Source organism: Salmonella sp. SAL04213, assembly GCF_046550535.1.
Lineage (GTDB): Bacteria > Pseudomonadota > Gammaproteobacteria > Enterobacterales > Enterobacteriaceae > Salmonella > Salmonella enterica.
This window is the reverse complement of sequence record NZ_JBGDXS010000012.1, coordinates 48,926-64,386: the sequence shown is the minus strand read 5'-3', so window position 1 is coordinate 64,386 and position 15,461 is coordinate 48,926. Positions and strand designations below refer to the sequence as shown.

The window sequence follows — 15,461 nt, the reverse complement described above, 5'->3', positions numbered from 1 at the left end:
ATCAGCGTAAGAAAAGATCGCGCAGGTAATGCGGCACGGCGTTATCCGCGTTGATGCCGATCACCTCAAGTTCGGGATACAGGTCTTTCAGACGCTGGTGCGCATTGCCCATGATGCAGCCTTTGCCCGCCATCGTGAGCATTTCAGCGTCGTTCATTCCGTCGCCAAAGGCGATACACTCTTTCAGGCTGTACCCCATCGCCTGAGCGACCGCTTCCAGCGCATGACCTTTCGACACTCCGCCCGCCATCACTTCCAGACAGGTTAGCGTAGAGAAGCTCACGTTTACCCGATCGCCCCAGCGCGCGTTAATCGCCTGCTCCAGCGGCAACAACTTTTCATGAGTGTCGCTGGTGAAAAACACTTTGCTGACGCCCTCCGGCTCCAGCAGCGCAGGCTCAAACAGCGAGTAGTTAAATACCGCCTCTTTAAAAAAACGCATTTCATCGGGGCGATGACGATTCATAAACCATTCGTCGTCGCGATAAACGTTAGTCACGATGTCCGGATTCGCATTCACCACCCCGAACAGGTCGCTGGCAATGTCGCTGTCCAGATTATGCGTAAAAACCAAATTCCCGTCGGTATCGTGCACTCGCGCGCCGTTGGAGGTGATCATGTAAGACTTGATTTCAAGATTATCGCGGATTTGCCCTACATCGACATGATGACGACCAGTGGCAAAGACAAAATGGATGCCGCGTGCGGTCAACAGCTTCAGAGTCTCTTTGGCATAAGGGGACAACGTATGGTCGGGGGAGAGCAGCGTGCCATCTAAATCAGACGCAACAACCTGATACATAATAAAATTTAACCTCTAAGCAAAGCGATTTCCGCTGGATAAATTAGGCTTGTTGAAAAATTCAACAATGGCGTTAAGCGCGACTGAGCGCATGGCGTCCTTTTCAAAAAGGATCTCATGGTACGCGCCTTTGATAACCAGCGGTTTTCCCCCTTCACAAGGGTATCCCGCCGCGGCGCGAATTTCACAAAAACGATCGTGGGTGCGGTTATCCACTACCCGCTCTTCTTCCGCCTGAATCAGTAGCGTAGGCGTCGTGTCATCGCTCGCCCCAGCCAGAACCTGCTCACCCGCCAGAATGCCTTCGCGTACCCAATGCCAGGTGGGGCCGCCAACGCGCAGCTGCGGCTCGTCGGCATAAAATCGTAAGTTGCGCTGATAACGCTGGCGGCTGTGGGTCAGCGCATTCATCCCAAACGGCAACGCCCGCCACTGACCGGTACCAATAGCGTAATCTTCACGGATACGCTGGTGCCCCTCGGCCCAGTCGAGAATATGGCGCACCATAAAGGAAGGCAAGCGTATCACAATACCAAACATCGGCGCGGTGAGCGCAATAGCGTCGCACCGCACACGATGGCGTTGCAGGAACAGGGTGGCTATCGCGCCCCCCATTGAGTGCGCCAGGATATAACGCTTACGCCACGGCCCCGGCTCAATTTCCTGCTGCCAGAACGCCGCTAAGTCCTCAACATAATCGTTAAAATGATCAACGTGGCCCCGATGCGGGTCCGATAACATCCGCCCGGAGCGCCCTTGACCACGGTGGTCGATGATGAAGATATCAAAACCGAGATGAAAAAGGTCATACGCCAGTTCAGCGTATTTTACATAACTCTCAATGCGGCCAGGACAAATGACGATCGTCCGATCGTTGGAATCATTCCGAAAACGGACAAAGCGCACCGGAATGTTACCCACGCCGATAAACTCCGCCTCTTCCCGCTGACGCCAGAAATCGGTCAGCGGCCCCATAGCAAAAGCGGCAAACGCATTTTCTCTTGTTTCCCAGTCATTTTGCTGCTGAAACATCGGGTTTTCGGCCTCGTTTACCAGGTAAAATCGTTTTTTGCGTCGTGCCTGACACAACACAGCGGCAGTAGCGTATTGTGGCACAAAAACAGACAACCAGGGAGTTTCGCATGACCTTTGAATGGTGGTTCGCCTATCTACTGACCTCAACTCTGCTGAGTCTTTCTCCGGGTTCAGGCGCCATCAATACCATGACGACGTCTATCAACCATGGATATCGTGGCGCAGCGGCTTCTATCGCCGGACTCCAGACCGGACTGGGGATACATATCGTACTGGTGGGCGTCGGACTGGGTACGCTCTTTTCGCGCTCGCTCCTCGCTTTTGAAATTCTGAAATGGGCTGGCGCGGCTTATCTTATCTGGCTGGGTATCCAGCAATGGCGCGCCGCAGGCGCTATCGATCTGCATACTCTCGCCCAGACGCAATCGCGGGGTCGGCTGTTCAAACGGGCGATATTTGTCAATCTAACCAATCCCAAAAGTATTGTCTTTCTTGCCGCCCTGTTTCCGCAATTCATCATGCCGCAGCAACCGCAACTGGCGCAGTACCTCATTCTCGGCGTCACCACGATTGTGGTGGATATGATTGTGATGACCGGTTACGCCACACTGGCGCAGCGCATTGCCGCCTGGATTAAAGGACCAAAGCAGATGAAGGCGCTGAATAAAGCGTTTGGTTCGTTGTTTATGCTGGTAGGCGCGCTCCTGGCGTCGGCAAGACACGCGTGATAGTCGTGCCGGATGATGTTTATCCGGCCCGGAGGTAAATTAGCGCGAAATAATCAGGTGAATACCAAAGCCCGCAAACAAAGCGCCGGCAAAGCCATCAATCCATTTCGCCAGACGCTGATAGCCGCGGCGCATTTTCGGCAGCGCGAACAGGCTGGCGACTACGGTAAACCAGGCCAGCGTTTCCAGGGTGATTAACGCGAAAATACCCCAGCGCGCCGCAGCGCCGACGTTATCGCCGACAAACAGTGAAAAAACGGAACCAAAATAGATAATCGCTTTAGGATTCGACAGATTGGTCAACAGCCCTTTGAGAAAACTGCGCCCGCTCTGCGCCAGTTCAATGTGCGGAGAAGACGCCGCCGCATCCTGTTTTTTCAGCGCGCCGCGCAGCATCTGATAGCCCATCCAGCACAGGTACAGGCCGCCGCCTACCATAATGATCGTATGCAGCCAGGCCATTTTTTCGATGATGAGATGCAGGCCAAGCAGCGCCACGCCCGCCCATACCATCACGCCGCAGGTAATGCCCAGTACGCCCATCATCGCTTCTTTACGCGAACGGCTGACAGCAGTTTGAGACACGAAGAAAAAGTCGGGGCCGGGGCTCATTAGCGCAACGATGTGCACCATTGCCACGGTGAAAAATAGCATCATCATAAAAATGGCTCGCGGGGAAATAGTTCAGTGAGTCACCATCCTGGCACTTTTTTGCCGGGCTGACTACTCTTCGTCATCACCATCGACATGCGCGCGGATGAGCGCCATGAATTCTTTCCCGAAGCGCTCCAGTTTGCGCATCCCAACCCCGTTAACGCTTAACATCTCGCCGGCGGAAACCGGCATCTGTTCCGCCATTTCTATCAGCGTGGCGTCGTTAAAGACCACATACGGCGGGATATTCTCTTCATCAGCGATAGCTTTACGCAGCTTGCGCAACTTAGCGAACAATTTGCGATCGTAATTACCGCCGAACGATTTCTGCATCACGCGGGGTTTGAGGGCGACGATGCGCGGCACCGCAAGCTTTAGCGGAACGTCTCCACGGAGCACCGGACGCGCAGCATCCGTCAACTGTAATGCGGAGTGCTGCGCAATATTTTGCATTACCAGCCCCAGATGAATGAGCTGGCGAATCACGCTCACCCAGTGCTCATGGCTCTTTTCGCGTCCCATGCCATAAACCTTGAGTTTGTCATGACCGAAATCGCGAATGCGTTGGTTATTCGCGCCGCGGATCACCTCGACAACGTAGCCCATGCCAAAACGCTGGTTAACCCGACCAATGGTAGAAAGCGCAATCTGGGCATCGTTTAAGCCATCATATTGTTTGGGCGGATCGAGACAGATATCGCAGTTGCCGCACGGTTCTTGTCGGCCTTCGCCAAAGTAATTAAGCAATACCAGGCGGCGGCAGGTTTGCGCTTCGGCAAAAGCGCCCATCGCATTCAGTTTATGCCGTTCAATATCCTGAAGCTGTCCGGCTGGTTTCTCTTCCAGACAACGACGTAGCCAGGCCATGTCAGCCGGATCGTAAAATAGCATGGCTTCCGCAGGCAGTCCGTCGCGCCCGGCGCGGCCCGTTTCCTGATAGTAGGATTCAATATTGCGCGGGATATCGAAATGCACGACGAAACGTACGTTAGGTTTGTTTATGCCCATTCCAAAAGCGACGGTCGCCACCACGATTTGCAGATCGTCGCGCTGAAATTTTTCCTGCACATCGGCGCGAATAGCGTTTTCCAGCCCCGCATGATAGGCAGCCGCGCTAATGCCGCGACTTTGCAAGCGCGCAGCGGTATCTTCCACTTTCGCCCGACTGTTGCAGTAGATGATACCCGATTTGCCGCGTTGCTCCTGAACATAGCGCATTAGCTGGTCGAGCGGCTTAAACTTCTCCATCAGCATGTAGCGGATATTCGGTCGGTCAAAGCTACTGATCTGGATTAACGGATCGTTAAGCCCAAGCAGACGAATAATATCCAGGCGCGTGGTGTCGTCGGCGGTGGCGGTCAATGCCATAAACGGCAAAGCGGGAAAACGCTGGCGAAGCTGACCGAGCGCCGCATATTCCGGACGGAAATCATGCCCCCATTGCGAGATACAGTGCGCTTCATCCACCGCCAGCAATACCGGATTCCAGTGCGCCAGATGATCAAGAAAGTTGTCCAGCATCAGGCGTTCCGGCGCAATATACAGCAGACGAATCTGTCCGGTACGGCACCCCGCCATCACCTCAAGCTGCTGCTCGCGGCTTTGAGTGGAGTTCAGGCACGCCGCCGCCACACCGTTCGCCAGTAGCTGATCGACCTGGTCTTTCATCAACGAGATCAAGGGCGAAACGACGACGGTCAATCCATCCAGCAACAACGCGGGGATTTGATAGCACAGAGATTTGCCGCCGCCGGTGGGCATGACGACCAGACAGTCGCGACCGGAGAGCGCAGTATCAATAATCGCTTCCTGGCCCGGGCGAAACTGTTGGTAGCCAAAGGTTTCCTGCAAAACCTGTTTGGCCCCTGATTCCAGATTCAACACTTCCGCCTGCGCCACATTAACCCCGTTCACCATAAATCAAAACAGGCGCTATTTTCAGCGCCTGCGAGAGAAACTGCAATGTTTAAAACACAATCCAATCAGAAGATATCGTTAAGCATCACGCCGACGCCGACACGTGTCTGATTAAAATTATAGTCGATCAGCGATTCGCCATAGCCGCTGTACACCTGGGTATAAAGCCGGACATGTTTAGTGACCGGATAGCTTAATCCAACTTCCGCGCCGCCGTAGCCTGTATTCCAGTTGTACTGGCCTTTGGCGCTTAATACCGCCTCGCCCAGGTGATAACCGATTTTAAGCTGGTAATAACCCATATATTTGGTGATGTCCGGATTATCATCGGTACTGCCAATCACGTACCACGGTTTAACCTCTACCAGCCAGTTACCGTTTTCGGCCATCAGACGGGTATACAGACGGTTCCAGCTACGCGAGGTGGGGTCCGAACGTCCGTTAGAGTCATGGTTGTAGCCCATCTCTACGTCGCGCAGCGTCCAGCCGGCAAAGCGATAATCGGTAGCAAAACCAAGAAAAAGCTGCGGTTCGTAGTTGGTTTCGCGAAACGGCGAAGACTCTTTACTGTTGGAAAGCTGCCACCAGGATTTCTGCGTATAGGAAGCGCCCAGTACCGAGTTCGGCCCCAGTATTCCGCGCCACAGCGGAAACGCCAGACTCAACTGAAATTTCACTTCATCTTTACGTGCGTTTTCAGACCAGTTGTAGGTACTTATGGCCTCTTTGTTCAGATCGCTGGTGTTCGTGTAGATCAAGTAGTTCGTGTCATAAGGGTAAAGCGTAAAAGGGTTATCATGCTCCTGTAGCATGTTAGCGATGATACTTCCCCGTACTGCAGGCGCATCATGAACCTCTTTTATCGTAGCTTCTTGTGCATATGCCGCTAATGGCAGTAGCGTGGCTGGCAACAACCCTCTCAAAATCGCCCGCATTCTTGACGTTCTCCTGACGAAGTATTTTCAGCTTGAATCATTCTCTGCCAACCATTTTTACATATTTACACACATAGCCGTTAGTTATCCCTTCTTAAAGTAGAAAACAACAATTAAGAAGCATAATATCAACATTTCATTAACCAATGGAGTATCAGGAATCTATGTCCGCTGTACTTACCGCTGAACAAGCTCTGAAATTAGTGGGTGAAATGTTTGTCTACCACATGCCGTTTAATCGGGCGTTAGGGCTGGAGCTGGAACGCTATGAAAAAGCGTTCGCCCAATTGGCCTTCAACAACCAGCCGATGATGGTCGGCAACTGGGCGCAAAGCATTTTACACGGCGGCGTGATCGCCTCTGCGCTGGATGTCGCCGCCGGACTGGTATGCGTCGGCAGCACGCTAACTCGCCACGAAACCATCAGCGAAGATGAACTACGCCAGCGCCTGTCGCGGATGGGAACGATTGACCTGCGCGTCGATTACCTGCGTCCGGGCAGAGGCAACCGCTTTACGGCCACCAGTAGCCTGCTGCGCGCAGGGAATAAAGTGGCCGTCGCCCGCGTGGAATTACACAATGAAGATCAGCTGTACATCGCCAGCGCCACCGCTACTTATATGGTGGGATAAAAGCAGGTAAACTGTTGTTACACTTCAGATACGAGTTTTCCGGATGGACGCAAAACAAACACGGCAGGGCGTATTACTCGCTCTTGCCGCCTATTTTATTTGGGGGATCGCCCCCGCGTATTTCAAGCTGATCTATTACGTTCCCGCAGATGAGATCCTGACGCACCGCGTGATTTGGTCATTTTTCTTTATGGTGGCGCTGCTTAGCGTCAGCCGGCAGTGGCGACAGGTTAAGCGCTTACTGAAAACGCCAAAGAAGATTTTCCTGCTGGCCCTGTCCGCCGTACTGGTCGGCGGTAACTGGCTATTGTTCATTTGGGCGGTAAATAATCACCATATGCTGGAGGCCAGCCTGGGTTATTTCATTAATCCGCTGGTTAACATCTTGCTGGGGATGATTTTTCTTGGCGAACGCTTCCGTCGAATGCAGTGGCTGGCGGTGATTCTGGCGGTGTGCGGCGTGCTGGTGCAACTCTGGACGTTTGGTTCACTGCCGATTATCGCGCTGGGGCTGGCGTTTAGTTTTGCGTTTTACGGCCTGGTGCGTAAGAAGATCGCCGTTGAAGCGCAGACGGGTATGCTGGTCGAAACGCTATGGCTGTTGCCGGTCGCGGCAATTTATCTGTTTGGCATCGCCGATAGCCCTACCAGCCATATGGGGCAAAACGCACTATCGTTGAACTTGCTGTTAATGGCGGCGGGTGTGGTCACTACGATTCCGCTGCTGTGCTTCACCGGAGCGGCTACGCGTCTGCGTCTTTCTACACTGGGCTTTTTCCAGTATATCGGCCCAACGCTGATGTTTTTACTGGCGGTGACGTTTTATGGCGAAGTGCCGGGCGCGGATAAGATGGTGACATTTGCGTTTATCTGGGTCGCGCTGGCGATTTTCGTGATGGATGCGATTTATACGCAGCGTAAAAAATAACGCGACTATTATTCTAAATATAATCTGAAAAAATATGCCTCCCCTTGTAAGGGGGGTAGCATATTGTCATGCTAACGACGTAACCCAACATATGGATGTGAAATTAATGTTAAGTGTTTTTATTCCTTCATCTGAGAGATGTGTTTCCAGATGTCGTTATTTATTATCATTCGCGCTAATAAATATAATATTTTCCATTTTGGTTGGGGTTTTATTACATTTAAGCTTTGTGATACTGGCAATTTTATTCACAATTTTACTACATTATCTCGTCATTAATTTAAACTGTCAGCGATTCAGAGACAGTGGCTTTGAATATATAAAATTCTATGTATGGGGTACGCTTGTAATCTATATTGCCTCCTTCGTGATAATGGTTGCTGAAGATTTCGCTTGCGATGGCTTTGGTATGCCTCTTTTTCTAATATGGTATTTTGCAACCTTTTCTCTGCTACTTCTGGCCCCCCCGGATTCGAATTCACTCAACAAGTAATTTAATGGAGTTTACATGGACAAGGATTATATTAATGATGGTTCGCTATCTGAAAAATGGAAATACCGTTTTTCATTTTACGATCAACATGGTTTCCCTGGATTTTGGAAAGTAAGCCCAGAATATAAACAGGCATTTAAAGCATTAAAGCCCCGACAACGGTTGACTATTCAAATAAACTTTATTGCCTTTTTCTTCTCATGGATTTATTTGTTTGTACTGGGTCTGTGGAAAAAAGCAATTATAGTTATTTTATTAGGGATCGTTGCAATATTTATTGGAGCATTAATCGGCGTTAACATACTTGGACTTGTTGTCGCAGCTTATGTCGGCGTCAATACAAATAAGTGGTTCTATGAAAAAGAGGTTAAAGGTATCAATACCTGGAGCCTGTAACTTTTCAGGGTGGTTCAGCCGCAGCTGAATCACCCTGGCCTTAATGTCTTACAGCCAGTTCTTGCGCTTAAAGTACAAATACGGCGCAAGCCCCGCCAGAATCATAAAGATAATCGCGCCTGGATAACCAAAGCTCCACTTCAGTTCCGGCATAAACTCGAAGTTCATCCCATAGCTGGAAGCGACCAGCGTCGGCGGCAGGAACACCACGGAAACCACCGAGAAGATTTTGATAATGCGGTTCTGCTCAATATTGATGAAACCCATCGCCGCCTGCATCAGGAAGTTCACCTTCTGGAACAGCGATTCATTGTGCGGCAGCAGAGATTCGATATCGCGCAGGATCTCACGCGCCTGCTCCAGCTGTCCGCCCGGTAAGCGCGCCTTGCGCACCAGGAAGTTCAGCGCGCGTTGGGTATCCATCAGACACAGGCGTACCTTCCAGCCGATATCTTCCAGTTCCGCCAGCGTGGAGAGCGCTTCGTCGTATTCATCGCCCTGATGCCCTTCCATAATGACGCGGCTCAGTTTTTCCAGATCGCTGTAGATGTTTTCGATCTCATCCGCTAACTGTTCAATTTTGGTTTCGAACAGATCGAGCAGTAGTTCATAAGCATTACCGTCGACCATCGCCTGGCTGCGGGCGCGCATACGATACAAACGGAAGGCGGGCAGTTCGCGTTCACGCAGCGTAAACAGACGGCCATCGCGAATAGTGAATGCCACCGTAGAGTTACCGGCATGATCTTCCGCATCTTCGAAGAAGAAGAAGGAGTGGATATGCAGTCCGTCTTCGTCTTCAAAGAAGCGCGCGGATGCTTCGATATCTTCCAGTTCAGGACGCGTCGCCAGACTCTGGCCCAGCTCAGATTGTACGCGCAATCGCTCGTCGTCGTCCGGTTCGACCAAATCGACCCATACGGCATCAATCAGGCTTTGTGACTCCTCGACTTCCAGCCGGGTCAGTCGGTTTTTTTCCAGTTGAAATGCGCTCAGCATGACCGGGACTCCCAATGCGTAAAAATATCGGACAGTTCAGATGGGCACACAGAAACAAATTGGGTTTCAGACCATTAAACAGCCTGACTCAACGCGACGGGAAAAAATGAAAGGTCGCTGACAACCGCTAAGGCTATCAGCAAAAAGGGATAGCCTTAGGAGTTGATCCTGGATGACAGGATAATGAGCCAGTATCTACTGGGTGTGTCCAAGGCGAATGTCCTCTTAGCGTAATCGTGGGCGCATGTTACGCCAGCAAAAATTTGCCGTCAACACGCAACGAAACGCGAAAAAGCAATAATTTCCCCTTATGCAGAAAGGTTAGCAGAGTGAGAGTATTTATCTATGATTTCAGAATATTAACATCAATATATCGCCGGATGGCGGCTTCGCCTTATCCGGCCTACAAATCAAAATGTTAGCCAGCACGTAGGCCGGATAAGAGGTGCCATCCGGCAATATGAGAGCCGGTCAAACCGTTTCCAGCTTCGCATACGCGGCAACCAGCCATTTGATCCCTTGCCCCTGAAAAGCCACCTGCAACCGGCTATGCTCGCCGCTGCCCTCCAGGTTGACAATAGTTCCCTCGCCGAACTTCGCATGGCGCACGCGTTGGCCGAGTTTGTAGCCTGTGTCGTTTTCCGCCAGCGGCGTTCCCATTCGTTGATGGCTCACCGGACGACTGACGGTGGCGCGCAGACGGACCTCTTCCACGCACTCCTCCGGCAACTCGCCGATAAAACGCGACGGGCGATGGTAGACCTCTTTACCATACAGACGGCGAGTTTCGGCATAGGTTAGCGTCAGTTTCTGCATGGCACGGGTAACGCCGACGTAGGCCAGACGACGCTCCTCTTCCAAACGCCCGCCCTCATCCAGCGACATCTGGCTGGGGAACATCCCCTCTTCCATCCCGACGATAAACACCTGCGGGAACTCCAGCCCTTTGGCCGAGTGCAGCGTCATCAGCTGTACCGCATCCTGCCAGGTATCCGCCTGCCCCTCGCCCGCTTCCAGCGCCGCGTGAGAGAGGAAGGCCTGCAATGGCATTAAATCTTCATCTTCGTCGTTGTAGCTGAACTGCCGCGTCGCCGTCACCAGTTCCTCTAAGTTTTCGATGCGCGTCTGGCCTTTCTCGCCTTTTTCTTGCTCATACATGGTGCGCAGGCCGGAATCTTTGATCACCCGGTCAGTCTGCACATGCAGCGGCATGTCGGCAGTTTCCTGCGCCAGAGCGTCGATCAGTTCCATAAAGCGTTGCAGCGCGCTGGCCGCACGCCCGGCCAGGGCTTTTTCCTGTAACAATTCACGGCACGCCTGCCACAATGTTAGCTGGCGATCGCGCGAGGTCTGGCGCACCACGTCCAGCGTGCGGTCGCCGATACCGCGCGTTGGGGTATTCACCACGCGTTCAAAGGCGGCATCATCGTTGCGATTGGCAATCAAACGCAGATAAGAGAGCGCATCTTTGATCTCCTGGCGTTCGAAGAAGCGCATACCGCCGTAAATCCGGTACGGCATACTGGCCTGTAATAACGCTTCTTCCAGCACGCGCGACTGGGCGTTGCTGCGATAAAGGATGGCGCATTGCGCAAGCGCGCCGCCGTTGTCCTGCCAGGTTTTGATACGGTTAACCACAAAGCGCGCTTCATCCAGTTCGTTGAAAGCGCAGTACAGCGATATCGGTTCGCCATCAACGCCGTCAGTCCACAGCTTTTTACCCAAACGTCCATTGTTATTCTCAATCAGAGCGTTCGCCGCGCTAAGGATGTTGCTGGTCGAGCGGTAATTCTGCTCCAGACGAATGGTCTGCGCGCCGGGGAAATCATTGAGGAAGCGCTGGATGTTCTCTACCTGGGCCCCGCGCCAGCCGTAGATCGACTGGTCATCGTCGCCAACGATCATCACCTTACCGGTATCGCCCGCCAGCAGACGAACCCAGGCGTACTGAATGTTGTTGGTATCCTGGAATTCGTCCACCAGGATGTTAGTAAACCGCTCGCGATAGTGTTGCAGGATGTGCGGCTTGTTCAGCCATAGTTCATGAGCGCGCAGCAGTAGCTCGGCGAAATCCACCAGACCAGCGCGATCGCACGCTTCCTGATAGGCCTGATACACCTTCTGCCAGGTCTGTTCCACCGGATTGCCATAGCTTTGGATATGGTGCGGGCGTAGCCCTTCGTCTTTCTGGCTATTGATGTACCACATCGCCTGACGCGGCGGCCACTGCTTCTCATCAAGATTCATCGCCTTAATCAGGCGTTTAAGCAAACGCATCTGATCTTCGCTGTCGAGAATCTGGAAATCCTGCGGCAAATTAGCGTCCATATGATGCGCGCGCAGCAGGCGGTGCGCCAGACCGTGGAACGTCCCTACCCACATTCCGCCCTGGCTGGTCCCCATCAACTGGCCAATACGATGGCGCATTTCCGCCGCCGCTTTATTGGTAAAGGTCACCGCCATGATGGAATATGGCGAGTTGTTTTCTACGCTCAGTAACCAGGCGATACGGTGCACCAGCACGCGGGTTTTCCCGCTTCCCGCGCCCGCCAACACCAGCATGTTGCTACGTGGCGCGGCCACCGCTTCGCGCTGTTTATCATTAAGGCTGTCGAGCAGGTAAGAAACGTCCATTGGCACCGCCGCGTAAAAACATGAAAACTAAAAACGCCCGGTGGCGCTTCGCTTACCGGGGCTACTTATCGTAGGGCGGATAAGCATAGCGCCATCCGCCAGAATAACTGGGAATTTATACAGAACTACTGGTGATTATATCAGCGAGGTGAGAGATGCCAACCGCGAAATTTCGATATGCGGCAGTAAACGGCTGTCCTGCGTCCGCATCAGGTCGGCATTTTCCGGCTTGATCCAGCAGGCCTGCATCCCACAGCGAATAGCGCCAGCCACATCGGTAGTCAGATCGTCGCCGACATGCAGGATCTCGCCGATCGGCACATGCAGTTTTTCCGCCGCCCGGAAATACATGTCGCTAAACGGCTTGGAACGTCCATCCGGGCCGGCGCGCAGTACAAACTTAAAGTAATCGCCGAGGCCAAACAGTTCCGGCTGGGCATTGCCGTTAGTGATCGCCACCAGCGGCCATTTTTTCGCAAGCTGCTGTAACGTCTCATGGGTAGCCTGCGGAACCTCAATCTGGCTGCGCCATTTGGCAAAATGCATCATCGCCGCATTCGCGCCGGCAATGGCCTCCTGCGCCGATAATCCCGCATCCCGCATGGCCTGCTCTATCGCGCGATGGCGCCAGCGGGTAACGTCATGATAGATTTCCGGCTCCGCTTCACGCACCGCCTGCCGTATCCGCTGTAAATCGACGTTTTGAAACGAACGTAGCGACGGGTGATAATTTTGCATAAAAGCGAGCGCTTCCTGCTCAGTACGCAAAATCACCGGACGGTTATCATAAAGGGTATCATCCAGGTCAAAGGTGAGCGCGGCAATACGCCCCAAAGGCCGGTAAAAACGCATTATTTCCCCCGTTTAGCGCGCGGATGCGCCGCGTCGTACACTGAAGCAAGGTGTTGAAAATCAAGATGAGTATAAATTTGGGTGGTGGAAAGGTTGGCATGACCCAGCAGCTCTTGCACGCCGCGCAGATCGCCGCTCGATTCCAGCATATGGGTCGCGAACGAATGGCGCAGCTTATGTGGATGCACGTGGCTGTTTAGCCCCTGCTTTATGCCCCATTCGGCGAACCGTTTTTGGACATTGCGCGCGGAGATACGCTTGCCGAGCTTCGACAGGAATAACGCCTCTTCGTCGCTGGCGAACAGGCCGCGCAGATCCAGCCAGTGCTCAATCCACGTCACCGCGTTACGGCCAATCGGCAGGCGTCGCTCTTTGCTGCCTTTACCCATTACCCACACTTCGCCGGTATCAAGATCGAGGTGCTTTATATCCAGGCCAACCAGTTCGGATAAACGCAGTCCCGCGCCGTACATGACCTCCAGCATCGCCCGGTCACGTACGGCGAGCGGATCGTTAAGATCGATGTCCAGCAGGCGGTTAACGTCGTCGACATCAATATTTTTCGGCAGATGACGCGGCGCTTTCGGTGCGGAGACGCCCTTCGCCGGGTTAGCTTTCAATTCGCCCTGACTGACTAACCAGTCAAAAAAGCTTCGCAATGCCGAGAGACGTAGCGCCAGACTGGCAGGGCCAAGCCCTTTGCGCCGACTGCGCACCGCAAAACTGCGCACAATCGCAGCGTCACATTGTTGCCAGCTTTTCAGCCCGGTTTCTCCGGCTAAAGCGATAATGGCATCAAGCTGACGCTGGTAGTTCAGCAGGGTAATAGGGCTAAGCTGGCGCTCCACGCCTAAATAGCGCAGGAACCGCGAGACATCCTGAGAAAGCGCGACATCCGTCATACGCGTTTAATCCAGCGTTCCAGCAGTTCCGGCAGCATCAGCGCGATCTCCTGTAAAAGCTGCGTCCCCTGCCCCGGCTGATAGTGGTGCGGGTCACGGCTGCTGAAGAGTATCACCCCGAGGTCGCCATCGCTGCCCATCATCGACATGGCTACCGAGCCTACAGCCTTCGCCTCCGGCAAGACCACCAGCAGTTCCGGGCCGTTTAGCGGGCCAAGATAATGCTGCGACTGTCCCAGTCGTTGAATACGCAGCGGCTCGAAGGCCTGACGGTTTAAAGCCAGATGCGTATAGCGCGATGGCGCGCCAAGACGCCACCGATCCGGGAACAAACGCAGCGTCGCGCCGGCAAGCCCCAAATCGCGCGCCCAGCGGTGAAACCGCATCAGCATCTCATCCAGACTATCCGCGGCGACCAGACGGCTTTGCAGATGCAGCAAGCGATAAAACAGGCTTTCATTGGCATGAGCCTGTTCCATCAGCAGCGTCATATTTTCTTCAAGCACATTGATGTGATTACGCGCGCGGGCCATATGCCACTCAACGAGCGAAACCGTTCCCCGCACGGGATGTGGAACACGCATCGCTTCCACGGCATGGGCGTTACGGATAAAAAACTCAGGGTGGTGGCGCAGGTAATCGACGACCGCTCGATCGTCCAGTTCCGTGAGCGTTTCCTGTAGTTCTTCCTCTGGTTGCTTCATAAATGGATAAATCCGTCGTAGATATGTGCCGCCGGACCAGTCATGTATAACGGATGACCCGGACCTTTCCAGGCGATATCCAGCCGACCGCCCGGTAATTCCACGCGTACTTCTTCAGCCAGCAGCCCCTGCTGAATCCCCACGGCAACGGCAGCGCACGCGCCGCTGCCGCACGCGCGGGTCTCCCCTGCGCCGCGTTCATAGACTCGCAGCCGGATATGCTCACGTCTTACAACCTGCATAAAACCAATGTTGGCGCGTTCCGGAAAACGCTCATGGCTTTCCAGAACCGGCCCCAGTGTTTCAACGGCCGCCGTGTCGACGTTATCAACCTGAATGACACAGTGCGGATTACCCATTGAAACCACGCCGCACAATATGGTCTGTTCCGCCGCTCGCATAATATACGTCTTTTCCGCTTTGTTGGCGCGAAAAGGCACCTGCGCGGGTTCAAAGTTTGGCTCCCCCATATTCACCCGCACCAGTTCATCTTCCGTGACGCTCAGTACCATCCGGCCATTCGCGGTACTGACCCGAATGTCGCGTTTATTGGTTAGCCCTTTCAGGCGAACAAATCGCGCGAAACAGCGCGCGCCATTGCCGCACTGCGAAACTTCACTGCCGTCGGCGTTGAAGATGCGGTAATGAAAGTCCAACTCAGGATCATAGGGCGGCTCAACCACCAGCAGCTGATCAAACCCTACGCCCAGGTGTCTGTCGGATAGCCGACGAATCAGTTCCGGCGAAAAAAAGACATTCTGCGTTACCGCGTCGACGACCATAAAATCGTTGCCAAGGCCATGCATTTTAGAGAATTGCATCATTCACTCCGTTCACGCGGGGACAGAAA

17 protein-coding genes are annotated in these 15,461 nt (G+C 53.4%); 5 read left to right on the top strand and 12 right to left on the bottom strand.

The features are described from left to right. Position 1 precedes the first annotated feature (1 nt). Together yigL and pldB are read right to left on the bottom strand one after the other, a co-directional pair. Positions 2-802 carry a sugar/pyridoxal phosphate phosphatase YigL gene (gene yigL / locus ACLJPQ_RS20450; RefSeq protein ID WP_000285338.1) on the bottom strand — a complete coding sequence of 267 codons (801 nt, stop codon included), beginning with the start codon at positions 800-802 and terminating at the stop codon, positions 2-4. A gap of 15 nt (positions 803-817) precedes the next feature. Further along, positions 818-1,834 (bottom strand): lysophospholipase L2, encoded by a 1,017-nt coding sequence (pldB, locus tag ACLJPQ_RS20445; RefSeq protein WP_000487685.1) that lies wholly within the window; start codon positions 1,832-1,834, stop codon positions 818-820. Between the two features lie 110 nt (positions 1,835-1,944). On the opposite strand from pldB, the gene rhtB reads away from it, so the two are divergent. Next, positions 1,945-2,565, top strand: a complete 621-nt coding sequence (gene rhtB, locus ACLJPQ_RS20440) for a homoserine/homoserine lactone efflux protein (RefSeq protein WP_000142523.1) — start codon at positions 1,945-1,947, stop codon at positions 2,563-2,565. A 39-nt stretch (positions 2,566-2,604) separates the two neighbouring features. Here rhtB and rhtC read toward each other — a convergent pair whose 3' ends face one another. From rhtC to pldA, 3 genes are all read right to left on the bottom strand, one after another. Further along, positions 2,605-3,225 carry a threonine export protein RhtC gene (gene rhtC / locus ACLJPQ_RS20435; RefSeq protein ID WP_000980080.1) on the bottom strand — a complete coding sequence of 207 codons (621 nt, stop codon included), beginning with the start codon at positions 3,223-3,225 and terminating at the stop codon, positions 2,605-2,607. 63 nt (positions 3,226-3,288) lie between these two features. Beyond that, positions 3,289-5,118, bottom strand: coding sequence for an ATP-dependent DNA helicase RecQ (gene recQ / locus ACLJPQ_RS20430; protein WP_138010053.1), 1,830 nt, complete (start codon positions 5,116-5,118; stop codon positions 3,289-3,291). Between the two features lie 83 nt (positions 5,119-5,201). After that, complete coding sequence (gene pldA / locus ACLJPQ_RS20425) at positions 5,202-6,071, bottom strand: phospholipase A (protein WP_001201692.1); 870 nt, start codon at positions 6,069-6,071, stop codon at positions 5,202-5,204. A 164-nt stretch (positions 6,072-6,235) separates the two neighbouring features. Here pldA and yigI point away from each other — a divergent pair, with 164 nt between their 5' ends. From yigI to yigF, 4 genes are read left to right on the top strand one after another with little or no spacing between them, the layout of a single operon-like run. Next, positions 6,236-6,703, top strand: a complete 468-nt coding sequence (gene yigI, locus ACLJPQ_RS20420) for an acyl-CoA thioesterase YigI (RefSeq protein WP_001277136.1) — start codon at positions 6,236-6,238, stop codon at positions 6,701-6,703. Positions 6,704-6,746: 43 nt separating this feature from the next. Then, positions 6,747-7,631, top strand: coding sequence for an EamA family transporter RarD (gene rarD, locus ACLJPQ_RS20415; RefSeq protein ID WP_000339080.1), 885 nt, complete (start codon positions 6,747-6,749; stop codon positions 7,629-7,631). Between the two features lie 34 nt (positions 7,632-7,665). After that, positions 7,666-8,124 (top strand): membrane protein, encoded by a 459-nt coding sequence (locus tag ACLJPQ_RS20410; protein ID WP_001538085.1) that lies wholly within the window; start codon positions 7,666-7,668, stop codon positions 8,122-8,124. A gap of 15 nt (positions 8,125-8,139) precedes the next feature. Next, positions 8,140-8,520: an inner membrane protein YigF gene (gene yigF, locus ACLJPQ_RS20405; RefSeq protein ID WP_000356594.1), complete on the top strand. Its 381-nt coding sequence runs from the start codon at positions 8,140-8,142 to the stop codon at positions 8,518-8,520. A 48-nt stretch (positions 8,521-8,568) separates the two neighbouring features. Here yigF and corA read toward each other — a convergent pair whose 3' ends face one another. The 7 genes from corA to dapF form a co-directional block, all read right to left on the bottom strand. Further along, entirely contained in the window at positions 8,569-9,519 is a 951-nt protein-coding gene (corA, locus tag ACLJPQ_RS20400) for a magnesium/cobalt transporter CorA (RefSeq protein ID WP_000947139.1), read from the bottom strand. 155 nt (positions 9,520-9,674) lie between these two features. Continuing rightward, positions 9,675-9,731, bottom strand: a complete 57-nt coding sequence (gene ysgD / locus ACLJPQ_RS20395) for a YsgD/CorL family protein (RefSeq protein WP_212723238.1) — start codon at positions 9,729-9,731, stop codon at positions 9,675-9,677. Positions 9,732-9,990: 259 nt separating this feature from the next. Next, positions 9,991-12,153 (bottom strand): DNA helicase II, encoded by a 2,163-nt coding sequence (gene uvrD, locus ACLJPQ_RS20390; RefSeq protein WP_000383436.1) that lies wholly within the window; start codon positions 12,151-12,153, stop codon positions 9,991-9,993. 135 nt (positions 12,154-12,288) lie between these two features. After that, complete coding sequence (gene yigB, locus ACLJPQ_RS20385; protein WP_079954794.1) at positions 12,289-13,005, bottom strand: 5-amino-6-(5-phospho-D-ribitylamino)uracil phosphatase YigB; 717 nt, start codon at positions 13,003-13,005, stop codon at positions 12,289-12,291. Then, positions 13,005-13,907 carry a tyrosine recombinase XerC gene (gene xerC, locus ACLJPQ_RS20380; RefSeq protein WP_000132874.1) on the bottom strand — a complete coding sequence of 301 codons (903 nt, stop codon included), beginning with the start codon at positions 13,905-13,907 and terminating at the stop codon, positions 13,005-13,007. The genes yigB and xerC overlap by 1 nt, the downstream gene beginning before the upstream one ends. Continuing rightward, the gene (locus ACLJPQ_RS20375) at positions 13,904-14,611 is read right to left on the bottom strand and encodes a DUF484 domain-containing protein (RefSeq protein WP_000812760.1); all 708 of its coding nucleotides are present in this window, start codon (positions 14,609-14,611) and stop codon (positions 13,904-13,906) included. The genes xerC and ACLJPQ_RS20375 overlap by 4 nt, the downstream gene beginning before the upstream one ends. Next, entirely contained in the window at positions 14,608-15,432 is an 825-nt protein-coding gene (gene dapF, locus ACLJPQ_RS20370; RefSeq protein ID WP_001160671.1) for a diaminopimelate epimerase, read from the bottom strand. Before dapF ends, ACLJPQ_RS20375 begins: the two co-directional genes overlap by 4 nt. Between the last annotated feature and the right edge of the window lie 29 nt (positions 15,433-15,461).

Bases quoted from the DNA above. Each gene is read 5' to 3' on its own strand.
- yigL (WP_000285338.1), bottom strand. From the start codon at position 802: ATGTATCAGGTTGTTGCGTCTGATTTAGATGGCACGCTGCTCTCCCCC.
- pldB (WP_000487685.1), bottom strand. From the start codon at position 1,834: ATGTTTCAGCAGCAAAATGACTGGGAAACAAGAGAAAATGCGTTTGCC.
- rhtB (WP_000142523.1), top strand. From the start codon at position 1,945: ATGACCTTTGAATGGTGGTTCGCCTATCTACTGACCTCAACTCTGCTG.
- rhtC (WP_000980080.1), bottom strand. From the start codon at position 3,225: ATGATGATGCTATTTTTCACCGTGGCAATGGTGCACATCGTTGCGCTA.
- pldA (WP_001201692.1), bottom strand. From the start codon at position 6,071: ATGCGGGCGATTTTGAGAGGGTTGTTGCCAGCCACGCTACTGCCATTA.
- yigI (WP_001277136.1), top strand. From the start codon at position 6,236: ATGTCCGCTGTACTTACCGCTGAACAAGCTCTGAAATTAGTGGGTGAA.
- rarD (WP_000339080.1), top strand. From the start codon at position 6,747: ATGGACGCAAAACAAACACGGCAGGGCGTATTACTCGCTCTTGCCGCC.
- ACLJPQ_RS20410 (WP_001538085.1), top strand. From the start codon at position 7,666: ATGCCTCCCCTTGTAAGGGGGGTAGCATATTGTCATGCTAACGACGTA.
- yigF (WP_000356594.1), top strand. From the start codon at position 8,140: ATGGACAAGGATTATATTAATGATGGTTCGCTATCTGAAAAATGGAAA.
- corA (WP_000947139.1), bottom strand. From the start codon at position 9,519: ATGCTGAGCGCATTTCAACTGGAAAAAAACCGACTGACCCGGCTGGAA.
- uvrD (WP_000383436.1), bottom strand. From the start codon at position 12,153: ATGGACGTTTCTTACCTGCTCGACAGCCTTAATGATAAACAGCGCGAA.
- yigB (WP_079954794.1), bottom strand. From the start codon at position 13,005: ATGCGTTTTTACCGGCCTTTGGGGCGTATTGCCGCGCTCACCTTTGAC.
- xerC (WP_000132874.1), bottom strand. From the start codon at position 13,907: ATGACGGATGTCGCGCTTTCTCAGGATGTCTCGCGGTTCCTGCGCTAT.
- ACLJPQ_RS20375 (WP_000812760.1), bottom strand. From the start codon at position 14,611: ATGAAGCAACCAGAGGAAGAACTACAGGAAACGCTCACGGAACTGGAC.
- dapF (WP_001160671.1), bottom strand. From the start codon at position 15,432: ATGCAATTCTCTAAAATGCATGGCCTTGGCAACGATTTTATGGTCGTC.